We start from the raw sequence: 19,439 nt of genomic DNA, 5'->3' as shown, positions 1-19,439 counted from the left end.
GCTTGTACTTAACGAAAACGTGACAAAGCGAACCTTCTAATATCCTGATCCGTATGTCCTGTTTGCACCAAGTCGGCTAGAATTTGCCCAATGGCACTTGCGAACTTGAAGCCGTGACCGGAGAAACCGCCTGCGAGCCACACACGTTCATGTGCAGGGTGTCGGTCGATAATAAAATCTTCATCCGAAGTGAATTCATACTTGCACACACTACCACGTTTCAATGCTCCAGCTGCCTGAGGCATATGAAGTTCGAGCAGCCTGCGTAGATCCCCCTCGTCCGTTTCTTCCGTACCGAAAGGATCCATTGTATTTCCTGGTGTCCACACCTGACCTGTATCATGACGCCCCATCTTCAGACCTGATCCGCCAATGCTTGGAAATCCATAATATATACCTTCTTTTCCTGCCAGTGTGAATCCGGGGAAATGTTCCTCACCATACAAAGCCTCTGGTACATCAAACCATCCAACCGTTTTACGCACAGCCTGAATCGGAAGATCCACGAAAGGTTTTAACGTCTGAAACCAGGCACCAGCGCTCAGGATAATTTGATTCGCATGGTATGTCTCACCACCTGAAGTCTGAACGGCCACGGAATGTGGTCCGTATTCGATATGCTCCACACGAGTGTGAGTTAACAAGGTAGCACCATGAGCCTCTGCTGCCTTGCGATAGGCACGGATACAGCGTTCACTATACAAATAACCCGCATCAGGCTCATACATGCCCTCGTAATGTTCAGGCACTGTAATACCTGGCCAGCGTTTCATCACCTCGGCTGCGTGCAACGATTCATAACGAATGCCTGCATCATCTGCATCACTCAATCGGTTGTGGAAGGAATGAATCTCCGGATCGACTACATTCAATACACCGTAAGGAACAAAAAGTTGGTCTCCAGTCGTTTCCTCGAGTTCGTGCCATAACTTCTGTGCAAGCAGTGCCATGGCAATATAGTCAGGCCCACCACTGTACACATGGCGCATCAGTCTGGTATCTCCATGATGACTTCCTTCCGTATGCGGAGGATCAAAGGCATCGATTAATAAAGTCTTGCATCCACTGCGCGATAGATAATAACCTGCACTCATGCCCATGGAGCCAGCTCCAACGATAATAACGTCATATGATTGTGTGATAATTGCTCCCCCTCTCACAATGTATACAGAGACTACTATTCTACAGGATAATGTAGTCTTGATTTCCGTGGTAGTCAATAGAACAGTATATAGAGAAACGCGATAAGATAATAGAAAATTTTGATTAAGGATAAAGTTGTATGTAATCCAAAATAGTGGTAGAGTTTTGAACTAAACATTCCTACAGGATTAGTGGGTATTTGATTTTCGTGAATCCGAATGAATAGTTAAGGAGAGTGAAGCCAACGTCAACCGATAGCACACAAGCGACTGGTTTTCCCAGTCAAACCTATGCCGAGATTGTACTTGAGCCCGCCTATAACCAGGCCAGACAGCATCTGCTGAACCCCATGATGGCCGTAAACAAAGCACATCTGATTATGCTCTGTGAACAACACATCATTCCGGAGAAGGAGGCGTTTCACATCGCTTCTGCTTTGCAAAGGCTTGATGTGGACAAGCTCCGCACAAGTGAATATTCCTCACGGGTAGAAGATCTGTTCTTTCAAGTCGAAAATGAGCTGGAGCAGCTCGGAGGAGAATCTACCGGTAATTTGCATCTGGCGCGAAGCCGCAACGATATGGGAATTGCCATCTACCGTATGGTGCTGAGGGAAAAGCTGAGCACAGCTATTACCTCGGGTCTGGCGCTGCACAGAAGTCTGAGAAAATTTGCATTACGACATATTCACACCCTCATGATCGCACATACCCACACACAACAAGCCCATCCTACTACACTTGCTCATTACATCTGTGCCGTAAACGATTCATTAGAAAGAGATCTCGAGCGCTTGAAAGCTGCCTATGTTGGCTGCAATCGCAGCAGTCTTGGTGCAGCAGCTCTCACCACATCCGGTTTTCCGGTCTCCAGGGAACGAACGGCCGAACTGTTAGGCTTTGATGAAGTGATCGAGAACGCCTATGATGCAGTCAGTGGTGCGGATTATGCGGGTGAAGCTGCATCTGCTGCACAGCTGGCAGCCATTAATCTGGGGCGTTTCGTTCAGGACCTGTTGCTGTGGTGTACACAGGAATATGGTGGACTGGTTGTCGCAGCTCCCTACGTTCAGATTAGTTCAATTATGCCGCAAAAACGGAATCCGGTATCTCTTGAGCATGCTCGTTCACTACTCTCCAGTGCGAAGGGAGATACGTCGACTGTTCTTCACATGATCCATAACACCCCTTTTGGGGACATCGTTGATACTGAGGATGATATGCAACCCTATCTATGGAAAAGTCTGAATACGCTTGAATCGGTGTATCGTCTGCTATCCGAAATCATCGACACACTAAAGGTCAATGAGTCTCTGCTCCGGAAACGGGCTGAAAATAGCTTTGCTACAGTGACCGAACTTGCAGATACGCTGGTACGCACAGACGGATTGTCGTTTCGTAAAGCTCATTCCATCGTTAGCCACCTGGTTACCCAATTGACAGAATCAGGAACGCATATATCGGGATTAACCTGGGATATGGTCAATCAGGCGGTACAGGATCTTTCGGATAAGCCGCTTGCTCTAACTCGAGAAAATTTACGCGACGCGTTATCTCCACAGCATTTTGTATATGTTCGACAGGTTCTGGGGGGGCCTAATCCGGATGAAGTCAAAAGAGTATTAGCAAATCAGGCAATTCGACTGAATGCAAAAGAAAAATGGAACCGAGAGACCGTTTCTAAGCTCCGTTCCGTCGATGTGAATCTGAATGGAATTCTGAACGGCCGGCCTGACAGAACCTAAGCGGAAGGAGCAAAACCATGTTCTCCAATCCTGATTTTCAAGTTTTTGATATCCATGCCCATCTCCCTTATAAATTTCTGCTGTCCCCTCATCAAAAACATGATTTAGTATCGCGTTATGGGCGAGAACGGAGTGAGCGAATGCGACTCACCTGGGATTTTCCAACGAGTGAGGAAAATCCGGAGGAAGCGTCGAGACCCCTGATTGATCGGTGGGCGGACGAATTGGACAAATACCATATTGGTGGGCTTAACTTTCTGACAGCCCTGGATAACGACAGGCTCTCAGAGCAAATATCCAGAGACCCGGACAGATTTACCGGCTTTGCCTGCCATCCGATTGAAGATGAAGATGCGGCCCTTGAACTGCGGCGTGCGGTCGACGAATTGGGGCTACGGGGATACAAACTGTTCGGTCCGCTTACCCAGATTCCCTTCGACACGCCTTCCCTTGATCCGGTATGGGAGTTCCTTGCAGAGCGGCGCCTGCCTGTCTTGATTCATTTTGGCATGCTTGGTCATGCCGGAGGCATCGTTCATCACCCCAACATCAATCCCCTTGCCATCTTCAACACGGCCCGTGCTTATCCGGATATTCCATTTATCATCCCTCATTTTGGCGCAGGTTATTTCCAAGAATTACTTCATCTTAGCTGGAGTTGCCCTAACGTCTACATTGATACATCGGGTTCCAACCAGTGGGTACGCTGGATGCCATACGAACTGAATCTGGAGACATTGTTTCGCAAAACTTACGAACTGCTCGGACCAGAGAGGATTATTTTTGGAACGGATGCGAATGGATTTCCGCGTGGTTATCCCTATCGTTATTTGCAGGATCAGGTCAGGGTATGCCGTGAACTTCGCTTCCCTGAAGCGGACATCGAACTCATTTTCGGAAATAATGCCAGACGTTTGTTGAAGCTACCTGTTGGCACAGAAGTCGGTTCCACCAACGCATAATTTTAGGCAATAGAGAGCGTTATAACATTTTGGTGCAAAAGAGGGGAGAGTGGCTTCACTTGATGGAATCTGATTATCTTTCATTCAGAATAAGCAAGACCCTGCGATTTCTGATTGCAGGCATACTCATATTGAGTATTATAGCTTGTTCAGCCAAGCCGTCCGAAGAGTCCGGTTCAGCAGCTGTTACAGCTTCAGGTGACCAGGCGGAGCCGATCACCATTGAGTACTGGCAGTACGAATTTCCGGCCAAGGTTGAACTGATCAATACCTTAATCCAGGAATTCGAGACCGAACATCCCAACATCAAAGTCAAACAAACCAATTTCCCATACGACCAATACAATCAAAAGGTGGCCACACTTGTTCCCGCTGGAAAAGGACCGGATGTCATTAATCTGTATTACGGCTGGTTGCCCAAATATGTGCAGTCCGGTTATTTACAGCCGTTGCCGGAAAGCAGCTTTCCGGGCATCGCCGAGGCATTTTTCCCTTTTGTAGATACAGCCAAATTAAATGGAAGTTATTATGCTCTGCCTACGGGCGTGCGAACGCTGGGGTTATTTTATAATAAGGACCTGTTCACCAAGGCTGGACTTGATCCCGACAAACCGCCTACGACTTGGGAAGAGCTTGTCGCTGATGCCAAGGCTCTGACGGAGACGGATAAAAATGGACAACTGGTGATCGAGGGGTTTGCCTGGGAACCGGGTTCGCAGCTGCATCACTGGTTCCGAGACGGATTGTTATATCAGGCGGGAGGTAAGGATACAACCGAGGATCGTCGAAAAATCCTGTGGAATGATACACCCGCAGGGCTTGAAGCATTCAAGTATTTGGTTGATTTTGCAACCGTGCATAAGGTGGGTATTAACGGCTTTTACACCGATGATGCCAATGCGTTCAAAACGGGCCATGCCGCAATTAACGTGGATGGTTCCTATCGATTGGGTTCCATCAAAAAAGACGCTCCTGATTTGAATTTTGCTGTCGCACCGCTGCCGGGTTATAAAGGCAAGTCCACACAGGCCTCATTCTGGGCGAATGCGATCCCTGCCAACGTTACCGGGGAGAAGCTGGAAGCAGCCACGGCGTTTCTACAATTTTTGATCAGCAAAGGTGTTCAGGAACAGTGGGTGGAGAAGGTAGGCGAACTGCCTGCTCAGAAAGAAGTGGCTCTTCAGGATAAGTATGTGAATGACCCGCTGCTTGGCCCGTTTATCTCCCAACTAAACGATGCCAACGCTCATTTTTTCATTGATGAAACGCAGGAGCGTACGTTGTTTGTTAATGCTGTGGACGAGGTGCTGCTTAATCAGGTACCGGAAGAACAGGCATTTAACGATCTGGTCGCCAAAACCCAGAAGCTCTATGACGACTACTGGGCGAAACAGGATAAGAAAAAATAAGCTCTCATTCAAGGAGGCTGCGCAGCTATGAGGACTACCGGGGTGATCCCTTCGCGGCCGAAACGGCGTTTATGGTTCGGATCGGGAATAGGAAGACTCAATTACAGACATAAACAGCGGTTATTCATTTATGGCGGTTTGTTAATTCCGCTGATTTATTTTGTAGTCATCCGCATCTTGCCCATTCTGTATTCCTTTAACGTGAGCTTTCGCGAATGGGGCATGCTGTCACCGGAAAAACCCTTTGTGGGCTTTGATAATTATGCGACATTGCTAAGTGACCCTCTATTTCTCAAGTCGCTGGTGAACACAGGGATCTACGTCATTGTTGGTGTGCCCGCACAGTTGATTGCCGGATTAATCGTGGCTCTTCTACTCCAGCAAGTGGTGAAGCTGCGCGGATTGTTCAGGACAGCCTACTTTATCCCGTATGTAACCAGTGTAGTAGCGGTAAGCTGGATATTCCGGTGGCTGCTGATGAAGAACGGAATTGTAAATGCCCTATTTATAGAGTTGGGTCTTGGACCGCAGTCATTCCTCTATTCCCCCTCACAGGCCATCTTCTGGATTATTGCGGTGATGGTATGGCAAAATATCGGATTTCAGATGCTCATTTTCCTGGCGGGCCTGCAAAACATCCCCAAATTGTATTATGAAGCAGCTGCGATAGACGGAGCCACGGGTTGGCAGCGCTTTGTGCATATTACGATCCCTCTGTTGAACCCGGTCATGCTTCTATCTGTCGTCATGGCAAGCATCGGGTTTCTGCAGTCCTTCACTCAGGTGCTGAATATGACTGGCGGCGGACCTCTGGACTCCACCATATCTGTCGTGCTTCATATATACAATTTGGCTTTCAAAAGTTTTGATATGGGCCTGGCCTCGGCAGCGACCGTTATTCTGTTTGTCATCATACTCATGCTGACTCTGGTTCAGCTCAAAGTGCTGGGCAGTCGTTTTCAACAGGAGTAAAAGGAAAGGAGGGTGCTTACAAGCATGAGCAGATCTGCCGCATTGGCTGATACCCGAACGACACTCCGCTGGAAACGTTCCGGGTCACTGATCAGTTATGGTTTACTTACGCTTGGACTTGGGTTGATGGTGTTTCCGTTTCTATGGATGATATCGACGTCGTTCAAGACGCTGGATGAAATCTACTCTCTGAGCCTCATCCCTTCCAAGGTCACATGGGACAATTATGCTGCTATTTTTCAGGGAACCCCATTTCCTCGCTGGATGTTGAACAGCCTATATGTGGCCGTCATTGCCACTGTGAGCGTCTGCGTATTTGATTCCATTACGGGATATATACTGGCTAAATTTACGTTCTGGGGGAAACAGGTTATCTTTGTACTCATTCTGAGTACATTAATGGTGCCGACTGAAATGCTGATTATTCCATGGTATCTTGTATCCAGCAGTTTCAACGGTATGGACACATACTGGGGTATTCTGTTCCCAGGTTTAATATCCGGGTTCGGCATTTTTCTAATGAAGCAATTCATGGAATCCCTTCCTTCGGAATTAATGGACGCAGCTCGCATTGATGGTATGGGAGAATGGGGTATTTTCTTTCGGATCGCTGTTCCACTGGTAAGGCCAGCGTTTGCCACCCTCTGCATTCTGACATTCCTGGGCAGTTGGAATTCATTCATCTGGCCGCTCATTATTACGCAGAGTGAGGAGATGTTTACGATTCCGGTTGGGATGGCTTTCTTCTCCAGCGAGGCGAAGGATAGCAGCAACTGGGTGCAGATTATGACTGGAGCTACACTTTCAGTTCTGCCATTGATCATTCTCTTTCTGTGCTTCCAGAAGCAGATCATTCGTGGCATCGCTACAACAGGCCTCAAATAACATTAAAGCTTAGTAAAATAACCCAGGGTACTCACGAGGGTGAGTCTTCACACTCAAGCAAGCTATATGATAATCGTTGTCTTATCTAAAGACTCTGGAATTCCAAGTAGGCTGAGGCTGACCCTGGCGAATAAGTAGACGATTCTCTAAGGAACACAGGACGTCTTATTTGGTCTTCCGCTCCTTTTTTGAAATTGTAAGGAACATCAGACACGTTATTTTCATAAATCCTCTGACAAACCGCTATAAAAGGCCATAAATTCCGATATAGCGTGTCTCAGATTCCTTAGATTCCTGCAGGTGCTTCAAATCCTCGAATAAGACGCCTCAGATTCGTTACTGCTCGTGGGCAGAGCGCGGTTTGCGCTGAATAAGGCGTTATGACTGGATTGGCGCTTGTTGTTCTGGATTTTGGATTCATGGATATGCAATTGTACAAGCTTGGGTTTCAGCAGCAGCCTTGTCCTTCCGAATTCGCCCATGCTATATTGGAGAGATGTGAGGAGATGAGGATATGAAGCTGGTGTCCTGGAATGTGAATGGCTTAAGGGCATGTGTGACCAAAGGATTCATGGATTATTATCAGGAGAGTCAAGCGGACATTTTCTGCCTTCAGGAGACCAAATTGCAAGCCGGTCAGATTGAGATGGACCTGGGGGAAGATGTTTATCAATATTGGAATTATGCGATCAAAAAAGGATATTCCGGCACGGCTGTATTTAGCCGCATCAAGCCTATATCCGTTCGTTACGGGATGGAGGAGGACAGCGAACCGGAAGGCCGGATGATCACACTGGAGTATGATGATTTTTATCTGGTGAACGTCTATACACCTAACGCGAAGCGGGATCTGACCCGTCTGCCTTACCGTCTGGAATGGGAGGACCGATTCCGGGGATATATCCTGCAACTGGAGCAGACCAAGCCGGTTATCGTCTGTGGTGACCTGAATGTGGCTCATCAGGAGATTGATCTGAAGAATCCGAAGCCCAATCTGGGCAACTCGGGATTTACGCTTGAAGAGCGTGGCAAGATGACTGATTTGCTTGCTTCTGGTTATGTAGACAGCTTCCGCCATCTGTATCCGGATCGTACGGATGTGTATAGCTGGTGGTCTTATATGCCGAAGGTTAGAGAGCGGAACGTGGGCTGGCGCATTGATTATTTTCTCGTATCCAATCAATTGGCACCGAAGGTAGCGGATGCACATATTGACTGCCATGTAATGGGCAGTGATCATTGTACGGTGGGTCTTACATTGGAGCTGTAAAGGCATAGATGAACTGCAAGTTTCCTTAATCGGAGATTTGCAGTTTTTTTGCGTCACAGGTAGGGGAGGGAGACTGGACTTTGGTTGGGGAAAGGACTGGACTCCGGATTGTTTCAATTGGGCTATTTCTTGGGTACGATTGAAGCATACATATACAGATGAACCTTTGGGATAAGGGGTAGAGAAGATGAAGAAGGGGTTACGGAGAGGGTTAAAAGTGCTGGGAGGCATCATGCTCGCCACAGGGCTTTTGCTGCTGGCAGGTACAGCGTATGAAGCGTATCAATCCACGCAGGATATGAAGTCCTATCCCCCGCCAGGCAAGTATTATGAAGTGAGTGGTCGCAACATGCATCTCTACACTGCTGGCAAAGGAGAGGTCACGGTGGTATTTGCCTCAGACTGGGGTACGCCCAATCCTTATGTGGATTTCAGCCCGCTATATGACAAGTTGAAATCACAGGTGAAAATTGCGGTATATGATCGGTTCGGGTATGGATACAGCGATTATACGGATGAACCTCGTGATGTCGACACCATCTCGGAAGAGATCCACCAATTGCTGCGAACATCCGGTCAACGTCCACCTTACATCATGGTAGGTCACTCCCTGGGTGCGCTGGAGACACTAAGGTTCGCGCAAAGGTATCCTGATGAGGTTGCTGGTATGGTCATGATCGATGGCGGAAGCCCGGAGTATTACAGCCGTACGGAGATGGATACACCGGAATGGATGATGGATTGGTCCCGTTTTCTCGTGAAAACAGGCATCGCACGAACGTTGCTGCAATCGGATCGTATGATGGCATCTCTGGTCATTGACCCGAAACTGGTAACGGAACCGATGAAAAAGGCCGTCACGATATCCACGTTAAGACATGCGTACAATGACAATGTCATGGAAGAGGTTCGGAATTCCAGAACGAATGCAGCGTGTGTGCTTGAGAACAAAACGAAGTTCGACTTCCCCCTGACCATCCTGACAGCCGGTTCGGAGGATTCGGATGCGGACAGTGAGGCATGGCAGACCGATCAAGCGGATTTTGCTTCATGGTCAAGACACGGAACACAGCTTACAGTTCCACATGCGAAACACAGTATTCACAAAAGTCAGCCAGATATTGTCGCTGCCGAGATCATGAAATTAGTGACACCGTCCAGTGACCTATGAGTAACATAATTCCACAAACACATGATGAACAGGATGAGGAGGAGGGATGCATGAAAAACATTAAAGTAATTACCCGATTCCTATCCATACTCGTAGCCAGTTGTCTATTGTCATTGAGTGTATTATCCGTATCTGTCATATGGGTCAAGAATAACGTTGATGCCGTGCCTGTGATCCAGTCGTTTGAACGTGATTAGCACATAAACGAAGAAGAAGGAGTGGTAACGGATGGTGAAGAGAAGGAATTATGTAATAGTCTGTGCGGCACTGGCGATGATGGTGGCCTTGAGTGCTTGCAGCAGCGCGGCAGACGAACCGACAGGTGATACTGAGAAGGTGGACACTGAAGTTTCCTCCGGAACTGGTGAACAAGCGACTAATGAAGGTACAAGCGAAGCAGCAACAAGTGGAGTGACCGAAACGGAAGGCACTACTGCTGGAACCAATGAGTTGCCAGAGAACTTGCCAAGTGACTTCCCCCTACCGGAAGATGCAACGATTCGTTTAGCCAATTCAGGTGAGAATGAAGGAAAGCAATCAGCCATGGTGATTTTCTCGACTGAACAAGATATGAAAACCGTATCCCAGCTGTATAAAGATTACTTTAACGCCAAAAAGTTGACGGATGCGGGTCAGACGATTGATGACAAAAATATTATTATTCAGGGAACTGACCCGGATACGCAGGATGTCTGGTCCTTGATTGGAGGAACATTAGCCGGGCAGGAAGGCGTCATTGAACTGACGTTGACCTGGACAGAAGCATAAGCACAAGATAAGGGCTATTGTTCATTCCTGCGTTCATTCTTCCTAAAATAACGAATGAACGCCAAAATACCTTGCATGCGGAGCCGCATTATTGCTGCACCGCTGCAAGGTATTTTTATTTCGAACTGGAAACCTGACAGGTTACATGGTATGTTATATCATTAGAATAGAGTAATAGACAACTATAGAAGAAGACAGGAGAGGATTGAACATGATTAGAGTGGGTATTGTTGGTTACGGTAACTTGGGTAAAGGTGTAGAGAAAGCCATTTCCCAGAACGAGGATCTGGAACTGATTGCTGTGTTTACACGTCGTAATCCGGAGCAGATGGTCGCTGAAAGCACAGAAGTACGTTTTGAGCATATCTCTGCAGCGGAGCAATACATAGGCAAGATTGATGTTATGATCCTCTGTGGTGGTTCTGCAACGGACCTTCCAGAGCAGACACCAGCCATCGCCAAGTTGTTCAATACGGTAGATAGCTTCGATACACATGCGAAGATTCCTGAATTCTACAAAGAAGTGAATGCTGCGGCAGAGCAAGGTGGTCACGTAAGTGTCATTTCCACAGGTTGGGACCCAGGCTTGTTCTCCATGAACCGTCTGCTTGCACAGTCCATCTTGCCAGAAGGAAAAGAGTACACATTCTGGGGCAAAGGTGTGAGTCAAGGCCACTCGGATGCTATTCGTCGTGTTCCAGGTGTTAAGGCGGGTGTACAGTATACTGTACCTGTTGAAGAGGTTATCAACCGCATTCGTGCAGGGGAGACACCAGAGCTGTCTACACGCGAGAAACATCTGCGTCAATGTTATGTGGTAGCAGAAGATGGCGCTAATCAGGATGAGATCCGTGAGACGATTGTGTCGATGCCTAACTACTTTGCAGATTACGATACAACGGTAACGTTCATTACCGAAGAAGAATTGAAATCCGAGCATGAAGGTATGCCACATGGTGGATTTGTAATTCGCAGTGGGGTTACAGGTGCCGGTCAAAAGCAAATTATTGAATTCGGTCTGAAACTCGACAGCAATCCTGAATTTACAGCGAGCGTACTTGTGGCGTATGCCAGAGCCGCACAACGCTTGAGCGTGGAAGGACATAAGGGAGCGAAGACGGTATTTGATATTCCGCTCGGTCACTTGTCTCCGAAATCGGCTGAAGATCTTCGCCGCGACTTATTGTAATTCGTAATTCATTCCTGTGGTTTGTATAATAAACAGCTCGTCCTTGGATATATAGGACGAGCTGTTTTTTGCTGTATTCGATTCATATATCTTATGAATGAATTGACAAGGTACATTCCGGCTGGTATTCCTGCTTTTACTCTTGCCGAGATGGCGCCCCTACATCCAGTGTGAGGGAATGTTTAAATGATCCGGCAACTTGGTATTCATATTACCTTTGGCTGCATTAATCTGCGATTGCGTCAGGAAGATGCCACCTCTCAGGTCTGCACCGCCCAGATCCGTATCCCGCAAATCTGCGCCAATCCAATCGGCATCCCGTGTATCTGCATTTCGGAGGTCGGCTGCGATCATTAATGCCCCCCGGAAGCTTGCGCCCCGCAGGTCAGCTCCCTTTAAGTTGGCACCAAAAAAGTCACTTCCGGTACGTTTTTTAGTCTTCTTCGACTTCCCTTGTCCGTGAGCGCTGGGTGGCACATTCGCACGTACCATTTCACTTGCCTGAATCAGGAGTCGATTCACAGTGGACCGATATTCGGCGATGTCCAGACGGAGAAGGGACGCAGGCTCCAGATTGCTCAAGCGCTCGATCTCCTCATATAACTCACCGAATGCCGAGTGAAGAGATGATGTCTCCGGTCTCATCATCATTTCCTTCATATAACTGAGCAACTCGTGAAGTTGTCGCAAGGCAGGCAGACAATCAAACATCTCGTTTGCAGACTCCGGATGATCACGCCAATCCTTGCCCGCGTAGGTCACTTGGGACAGCTTCTGCCCAGCTCCGAAACAGTCGTATACCGTACAACCTTTGAACCCTTTCTGCCGAAGCTGGGTATGAATACCGCAACGATTGTCCGTGCGCAGATTGGGGCAGGGTGTGCCGCTGGCCTTTTCAAAAGCAAAGTCCGATGACTTGCCATAGGGCAAGGCAACACAGCACAGGCCAAAACATTGCTCGCAGTCTGCGCTCAGATGAGGACTCGCAGTGCTGGCAAATGGTTGGTTAGACAATGTAAACACTTCCTTATAATAGTACAAATAGATGAAATTACGTCAGTACCACTTTACCATCCCACCGGAATACGATCAATTGTCTTGTTAACCATTATTCAACAGGGGACGCGGTTACAGGCACACAAGATCTGCGTTCCACAATTTCCGTATTCACATAGATGTGAGCACCGTTTTTCTCGCTATTTCCCAGGTTAGTCATAATCAGATTAACGGCCGTTTTGGCCATCATATCTTTCTTGACATGTACGGTGGTTAACTCAGGGCTGATTACATTGGCTTCGAAAATGTTGTCAAACCCCATTACCGAAATATCTTCGGGCACTCGGATACCGATATTTTGCAATGATTTGATTGTACTGATCGCCATATAATCGTTCTCGCAGAAAATGGCAGTAGGCCTTTCCGCTAAATGCAGGATCGATTGCTGTAAATGTTCCTGAGCCATCACCAGCATGGGCTGCAGATGGAAGGTTAGTTCCTCGGCAACGGTCAGATGGTGTTCGGCCAGCGCTGCACGAAATCCATCTTCACGTTTGATAAAGTTGGGAATTCGTGTACCGGATTTCACATATCCGATCCGACTGTGCCCCAGCTTGACCAGATGTTGACCTGCCTGATATCCGCCCAATGTATTATTAATGGACACGAAATTCGCATCCACATGTTCATAGGACGTGTCCAGAATGACGACATTGTCATGTATGGATTGAATCGTTTCAATCATAGGCGCAGTCAGGTTGATTCCGAGCAATAGCAGGCCTGTGGACGGTTGTTCCTTCTCCAGCGTTTGCAGTTCTTGATGCAAATCTTGCACGTCAATGGAGGAGATGACGAGTGTGCTGCCATGTTGCTTAACCTCTTCCGTGATATGGTGGATCAATTCATTGAAGAACGGGAGAGAATCATAATGCTCTGTGACGATATCGGAATTTTTGCAGGCAACAAAACGAATAATAGCATTGGTTTTCGGTACTTCTCTTCCAACTTTGACAGTTCTCGGTTTGTAGCCATGTGCTTGAGCGATGTTAAGTATATGTTCACGTGTCTGTTCGCTGACACCGGGTTTATTGTTAAATGCCAGTGAGACCGCTGCTTTGGAAACTCCAGCAAGCCTTGCAATATCATCAATCTTCAATATGGAACCTCCTAAATGAATTACATAGGATCAGTATACCATGAATGAAGCGTTAAGTTTAGTTGAATAATAAACTAAACTTAACTAAAATTGTTGGATTAAAACTAAAGTTTTGATTGACTGTTTAGGTTTGCGGTGCTAATATTCAAATTGAAAACGCATTTATGTTCCTTTTTAAATGTTAATTTATATTAATTTAACTAAAATAATATAATAAGTTTAGTTGGAAGGATAGTGAAATCATGTCTGTTCAAATAACAGCCAACCGTAGAACGTTTGAGAAAGAAGGAAAACCGTTCTTTTATTTGGCCGATACGGTGTGGAGTGCATTTACCAATGCTACATTGGAAGAATGGGAAGAGTACCTCGATTATCGCAGTATGCAGGGATTCAACGTCGTGCAGATCAATATTTTGCGCCAATGGGATGCCAGTGGTTCTGATCTGAATATCGAGCCTTTTGTCCAGCAAGAAGATGGTTCGACGGACTATTTTTCATTTAATGAAGCTTATTTCGACCGTGCACAGGCAATGGTTCGTATGGCAACAGAACGTGGATTCACACCCGCGCTTGTGCTTCTGTGGTGCAACTACGTACCCGATACCTGGGCTACCATGTTTCAGAAGGATGGCAAGATGCCGCTGGCAGCTGTAGAGCCTTATGTAACCTATGCCGTAAACCAATTCTCGGAGTTTAATCCGATCTATCTGGTCAGTGGGGATACGGATTTCCCTTCCGCAGAGACGAATGCTTACTATCAGACAGCACTGGAGACCGTCAAACGCATCAGCCCATCCAGTCTGACGACGTTACACATCCAAGGCAGACTACGAGAGATTCCGGAAGTGTTTGCAAACCATGAAGGGCTGGATTTTTACATGTATCAGTCTGGGCATAACTCGGAATTCCAAGCCTATGCGCATGAGATTGCAGATCACTTCTATGATCAGTCGCCTGTACGTCCAGTGATCAACGGTGAGCCTTGTTATGAACAGATTAGTTATAGCCGTAACGTCTATGGGCGCTACTCTGCATTTGATGCCCGCAGAGCTGCATGGCAGAGTTTGCTTGCCGGAGGCGGGGCCGGGGTCACTTATGGTGCACATGGCATCTGGAGCTGGCACAAGAAAGGCAAGTCTTTTGGCATTGTGGAGGGTGAAGGTTTTGATAGCCCTTATGATTGGAGATCGGCTCTTCGGTTTGAAGGTGCATGGGATTATTCCTTTATCAAGTATCTCTTTGAGCAGTACAAGCTGGTCGGTGTGGAGCCGATGAATATCGTATTGAACAAGACGAAGGAGATTCGTGCGGCAGGTACGGAGGACACGATTATGCTGTATGTTCCGGTAAATACCAAGGTGCGCCTGGACTTCCCGGTTGAAGAATACGATTTTACGACCATTGATCTCGTACATCGCCGATTTGCCAAGACAGTAGCTTATCGCGAGGACGATTACGGCGTAATTCCCATGCATGCTTTTGAACATGACGTGATCGTGATTGGTACACGTAAATAAGAGTTACCAGAGAGAGGTGCCGAAGCTGGCACAAATAGAGATTTACATTATAGATGGGGTGAGGGTATGTGGAAAATTGGGATCGTTGGAACAGGGTACTGGTCAGAAAAACATATTAAAGCTTGGCAATTCATTGCCGATGCCGAGATAACAGGTATTTGCGACAGGCATGCAGACACGCTGAATGACAAAGCAGAGCGATTTAACATCCCGGCAACGTTCCGTTACTCGGATGTGGCCGTGATGCTTGAAGAAGCGGATGTGGATGTGCTGGATATCATCACGCCGCCGGAAACGCATCTGGAACTGGTAAAAATGGCTGCAGCAGCTGGCAAGCATATCATGTGCCAGAAGCCATTTGCCCGTTCAATTGAGGAAGCTGAAGAGATGGTGCGCATTGCTGAAGTGGCGGGTGTGCGTCTGATGGTGACAGAAAATTGGCGCTGGCTTGAACCTTTTCAATTGATCAAGAAACTGCTTGAGGAACATACAGTAGGGCAACTGAATACGATTCGGTACATTCATACTGATTTTTATTCCCCGAGATTTGCGCCGGAAGAGAAGTTGCCACAGCCTTTTTTCAGAGACATGCCACAATTGCTGTTCTATGAGATGGGCGTGCATTGGTTTGACACCTGGCGTTTCCTGTTCGGTGAGCCTGAGCGTCTATATGCCGAGACGAGAAAGGTTAGCGATTATACGGTGGGGGAAGACAGCGGTATGGTCATGCTGGGGTACGAAGATTATGTCGGACTCATGGATATGAGCTGGGCGACTCGCCGGGAACTCAGTGAACCTTTGCCGAAGCAGGTCCTTCCCGATCATAAGGAACAACTCATCATTGAAGGAGACAAGGCTTCCATTAAGCTCTATAAAGATGGAAAGTTGTCCATCATTGATAATGCCGGTGTGGAGACGGTACACGCTGAACGTACGGAGCTTAACTACGAGGACAGTCATCGCAAGCTGCAATCCCACTTTATCGAATGTTTGAACTCAGGTGCGGAATTCCAGACCAGTGGTTCGGATAATGTCAAAACGCTTCGCCTGGTATTTGATACGTATGACAGTGCAGCCCATCATCATGTGAAGCAGTATGTACAGGAGTAATCATGTCCATTAATGATATGGTGATGATCCTGATTGCGTTTTTCCTGGTACTAGGTGCTGTGGACAAGGCTTTTGGGAACCGGATGGGCCTTGGAGCGGCGTTCACGGAGGGCATCATGGCCATGGGTGCACTCGCGCTGGTGATGGTGGGAATCGTATCTCTGGCACCTTTCCTAGCGAGTATACTCATTCCGCTGATATCTCCGCTCTATGAAGCGATCGGTGCCGATCCGGCATCGTTCGCCAATACCATTCTGGCGGTAGATATGGGAGGGTACGCTCTGGCAGAACAGATGGCACAGAGTGAACAGGCTGGTCTTTTCTCTTGGGTGTTCCTGGGTACCATGTTCGGGCCAACCATTGTGTTTACCATTCCTGTTGCGCTGGGTATTCTGGATCGGAAGGACCATCCGTATTTTGCCAAAGGGGTACTGATCGGCATCAGTACCATTCCCGTTGGTTGTTTAGTCGGAGGTTTGGTGGCGGGCATTGATTTTACAGTGATATACCAAAATCTCATCATACCCATTCTGTTATCTGTAATCATTATGATCGGCTTGCGCTATTTTACGACTCAGACGGTGAGGTTGTTTAAAATATTTGGAAGCGGTATCACCTTGTTGTCCCTGATTGGACTGGTGGCTATAGCGGTCAAAACCCTTACAGGATGGGAACTAATCCCCCATATGGCACCGCTCTCGGAAGGTATCACAACGGTTGGTACGATTGCCATTGTGCTGGCGGGGGCTTTTCCGATGGTCGCAGTAATTAATAAAGTCTGCAAAACTCCGCTTGAGCGAGCGGGCCGATTGCTGAACCTGGATGCTCCAACAACTGCTGGACTAATCGCTTCACTAGCTCACAATATTCCGACCTTTCGAATGGTCAAAGATATGAATTCAAGAGGTAAAGTCATCAGTATTGCTTTTGCAGTCAGCGGCTCATTTGTACTTGGGGGTCATCTGGGCTTCGTGGCCGGGATGGATAAATCCATGGTAACCGCTATGATTGTAGGCAAACTGGCAGGTGGTATCAGTGCAGCGATGGTCGCAGCATGGGCTACACCAACCAAGAACGATATGCAAATATAATCGTATAACAACGATATAATTGCACTCGTTTACCAGAAAAAAATTATAACAAGAAACTATGGCATCCATGTAAAGGAGTATATGACATGAATCATGACCAAACAGCAAAGGAAATTCTCAGCGCCGTCGGTGGCAATGATAATATCAATAACGTCATTCATTGTGTGACCCGTCTCCGATTCAACCTGAAAGATATGAATTCACCTGACAAGGAAGAAATCAAGAAGATCGACGGAGTACTTACCGTTGTGGAAAGCGGTGGACAGTTCCAGGTTGTCATCGGAAATGAAGTTCCCAAAGTATATGAGTCCCTGCTCAAAACGATGGGCAAAGATCCGGCAGCATCTACATCGGAAGATACAACTCAAGGAGAGAAAAAGGGCTTGTTCAACCGCTTTGTTGACGTGATCTCCGGCGTATTCCTTCCTGTTGTGGGTGTATTGGCAGCAGCAGGTATTCTGAAAGGACTATTGGCGTTGTTCATCACTTTGAAATGGTTAACCGAAGAGATGAGCACGTACAAGATTTTGTTTGCCACAGCCGATGCCCTGTTCTATTTCTTCCCGATCCTGCTTGGATTCTCTGCAGGCAAAAAGTTCGGCGGAAACCCGTTCATCTCGGCAACCATTGGTGCGGCGCTCGTCTATCCAACCATGACAGCTGCCTTTACAGATGGCACAGCCATGTCGTTTCTCGGCATTCCGGTCGTACTCATCAATTATACGCAATCGGTTATTCCGATTATTATTGCATCCTATCTGGCCGCGAACTTTGAGAAGTGGCTCGCCAAAATTTCACCTTCATCGGTTAAAATGTTCTTTGTACCTCTCGTTACGTTGGCGATCATTACCCCGATTGTATTCCTGGCCGTGGGTCCAGTCGCAACGTTCATCAGTGATTACCTGGCCACAGGTGCCATGTGGGTGTATGGACTTAGCCCGATCATCGCTGGTTTCATTCTTGCAGGGATCTGGCAGACCGTCATTATCTTTGGTTTGCACTGGGCGTTTATCCCGATCTTGATCAACAACGTGGTAACCAATGGATTTGACCCAATCAACGGTATGCTCTTCTGTACGACGTTCGCGCAGACGGGTGCGGCGTTTGCCATCGCGATCAAAACAAGAGACAAACGACTGAAACCAATTGCGACTTCGGCCACAATTGCCGGTTTGATGGGTGTAACCGAGCCTGCAATCTATGGTGTAACCTTGCCGGCCAAGAAGCCGTTTATTATGGCATCCATTGCAAGCGGCATCGCCGGAGCAGTAGCAGGTTTTATGGGTTCCAATGCTTACGGATTTGCGGGGGGTGGCGTATTTGGTATTCCACTCTTCATTAATCCAAAAGGGATAGATACGGGATTCATTGGTTTCATTCTGTCGGTCTTGATCGCTTTTGTATTAGGCTTTATTCTGACGTACATCTTGGGTTACAAAAATGAATCGGCAGATGGTGTTTCGTCCACTGTCACTCCGGTCCAGGCAACCCCTCAAGCACTAGGAGAGAAAACGGTGTCCAGCCCGCTCACAGGTCAACTGATTCCGTTGACAGAGGTGGGAGATGAGGCCTTCGCTAGTGGAGCTATGGGGCAGGGAGCAGCGATCATTCCGACCAAAGGCGTGGCGTATGCCCCGTTTGATGGTGTGGTGGTTACGATCTTCAAGACAAAACATGCCATCGGGCTGTTATCTGAGGATGGTGTGGAAATATTGATTCATGTGGGTATCAACACCGTGACTCTCAAGGGAAAACACTTTACTTCCTATGTCTCTGATGGGGATACCGTTCGCAAGGGCGACAAACTGGTGGAGTTCGATCTGGATGGTATTACAGCCGCAGGGCTGGATACAACGACTTCTGTCATCGTATCGAACACACCCGCCTTTACGGATATTCAGGTTAAGTCACAAGGCAGCGTAGAGCATGGTGAAGCTTTGATCACTGTAAAATAAAAAAAGGTACTACATGTCAGACAATAACATGTCTGTGAATTCACAAAAGGGCAGTTCTCCGAATTAACGGGGAACTGCCCTTAATCATTTCGTACATTTTA

The 19,439-nt window shown here is 47.4% G+C and carries 17 protein-coding genes; 14 read left to right on the top strand and 3 right to left on the bottom strand.

Annotated elements, in window-relative coordinates:
- Nucleotides 1-8: 8 nt before the first annotated feature.
- Complete coding sequence (gene solA, locus OM416_RS08445) at nt 9-1,142, bottom strand: N-methyl-L-tryptophan oxidase (protein WP_264928911.1); 1,134 nt, start codon at nt 1,140-1,142, stop codon at nt 9-11.
- Between the two features lie 236 nt (nt 1,143-1,378).
- Between solA and argH the strand changes: the two genes are divergently transcribed.
- The 10 genes from argH to OM416_RS08395 all read left to right on the top strand — a co-directional run bounded on the left by argH (nt 1,379) and on the right by OM416_RS08395 (nt 11,513).
- A complete protein-coding gene (gene argH / locus OM416_RS08440) occupies nt 1,379-2,887 on the top strand; it encodes an argininosuccinate lyase (protein WP_264928440.1) in 1,509 nt (502 codons plus the stop codon).
- A gap of 17 nt (nt 2,888-2,904) precedes the next feature.
- Nucleotides 2,905-3,849 (top strand): amidohydrolase family protein, encoded by a 945-nt coding sequence (locus OM416_RS08435; protein WP_264928439.1) that lies wholly within the window; start codon nt 2,905-2,907, stop codon nt 3,847-3,849.
- 62 nt (nt 3,850-3,911) lie between these two features.
- Nucleotides 3,912-5,258: an extracellular solute-binding protein gene (locus OM416_RS08430; RefSeq protein ID WP_264928908.1), complete on the top strand. Its 1,347-nt coding sequence runs from the start codon at nt 3,912-3,914 to the stop codon at nt 5,256-5,258.
- A gap of 27 nt (nt 5,259-5,285) precedes the next feature.
- Nucleotides 5,286-6,230 carry a carbohydrate ABC transporter permease gene (locus OM416_RS08425; RefSeq protein ID WP_264928438.1) on the top strand — a complete coding sequence of 315 codons (945 nt, stop codon included), beginning with the start codon at nt 5,286-5,288 and terminating at the stop codon, nt 6,228-6,230.
- 24 nt (nt 6,231-6,254) lie between these two features.
- Entirely contained in the window at nt 6,255-7,115 is an 861-nt protein-coding gene (locus OM416_RS08420) for a carbohydrate ABC transporter permease (protein ID WP_264928436.1), read from the top strand.
- 514 nt (nt 7,116-7,629) lie between these two features.
- The gene (locus OM416_RS08415) at nt 7,630-8,385 is read left to right on the top strand and encodes an exodeoxyribonuclease III (protein ID WP_264928434.1); all 756 of its coding nucleotides are present in this window, start codon (nt 7,630-7,632) and stop codon (nt 8,383-8,385) included.
- Nucleotides 8,386-8,572: 187 nt separating this feature from the next.
- The gene (locus OM416_RS08410) at nt 8,573-9,556 is read left to right on the top strand and encodes an alpha/beta fold hydrolase (RefSeq protein ID WP_264928432.1); all 984 of its coding nucleotides are present in this window, start codon (nt 8,573-8,575) and stop codon (nt 9,554-9,556) included.
- 50 nt (nt 9,557-9,606) lie between these two features.
- Nucleotides 9,607-9,753, top strand: a complete 147-nt coding sequence (locus OM416_RS08405) for a hypothetical protein (RefSeq protein WP_264928430.1) — start codon at nt 9,607-9,609, stop codon at nt 9,751-9,753.
- 31 nt (nt 9,754-9,784) lie between these two features.
- Complete coding sequence (locus tag OM416_RS08400) at nt 9,785-10,324, top strand: hypothetical protein (RefSeq protein WP_264928429.1); 540 nt, start codon at nt 9,785-9,787, stop codon at nt 10,322-10,324.
- A 211-nt stretch (nt 10,325-10,535) separates the two neighbouring features.
- A complete protein-coding gene (locus OM416_RS08395) occupies nt 10,536-11,513 on the top strand; it encodes a diaminopimelate dehydrogenase (RefSeq protein WP_405170367.1) in 978 nt (325 codons plus the stop codon).
- Nucleotides 11,514-11,672: 159 nt separating this feature from the next.
- Here the strand turns inward: OM416_RS08395 and OM416_RS08390 are convergent, their stop codons facing one another.
- Entirely contained in the window at nt 11,673-12,527 is an 855-nt protein-coding gene (locus OM416_RS08390; protein WP_264928426.1) for a pentapeptide repeat-containing protein, read from the bottom strand.
- Between the two features lie 94 nt (nt 12,528-12,621).
- Nucleotides 12,622-13,665 (bottom strand): LacI family DNA-binding transcriptional regulator, encoded by a 1,044-nt coding sequence (locus OM416_RS08385; RefSeq protein WP_264928424.1) that lies wholly within the window; start codon nt 13,663-13,665, stop codon nt 12,622-12,624.
- A 242-nt stretch (nt 13,666-13,907) separates the two neighbouring features.
- Between OM416_RS08385 and OM416_RS08380 the strand changes: the two genes are divergently transcribed.
- The 4 genes from OM416_RS08380 to OM416_RS08365 all read left to right on the top strand — a co-directional run bounded on the left by OM416_RS08380 (nt 13,908) and on the right by OM416_RS08365 (nt 19,338).
- On the top strand, nt 13,908-15,182 hold the full coding sequence (locus tag OM416_RS08380) for a DUF4038 domain-containing protein (protein ID WP_264928422.1): 1,275 nt from the start codon (nt 13,908-13,910) through the stop codon (nt 15,180-15,182).
- Between the two features lie 66 nt (nt 15,183-15,248).
- Nucleotides 15,249-16,292, top strand: a complete 1,044-nt coding sequence (locus OM416_RS08375) for a Gfo/Idh/MocA family protein (RefSeq protein ID WP_264928420.1) — start codon at nt 15,249-15,251, stop codon at nt 16,290-16,292.
- 2 nt (nt 16,293-16,294) lie between these two features.
- The gene (gene eutH, locus OM416_RS08370) at nt 16,295-17,383 is read left to right on the top strand and encodes an ethanolamine utilization protein EutH (protein WP_264928418.1); all 1,089 of its coding nucleotides are present in this window, start codon (nt 16,295-16,297) and stop codon (nt 17,381-17,383) included.
- Nucleotides 17,384-17,469: 86 nt separating this feature from the next.
- Nucleotides 17,470-19,338, top strand: coding sequence for a beta-glucoside-specific PTS transporter subunit IIABC (locus OM416_RS08365; protein ID WP_264928415.1), 1,869 nt, complete (start codon nt 17,470-17,472; stop codon nt 19,336-19,338).
- The last annotated feature ends 101 nt before the right edge of the window (nt 19,339-19,439 follow it).

It is taken from the genome of Paenibacillus sp. LS1 (assembly GCF_026013365.1).
Classification (GTDB): Bacteria; Bacillota; Bacilli; order Paenibacillales; family Paenibacillaceae; genus Paenibacillus.
The sequence above is the reverse complement of the archived record's forward strand: the minus strand, read 5'-3'. Positions and strand labels throughout refer to the sequence as shown.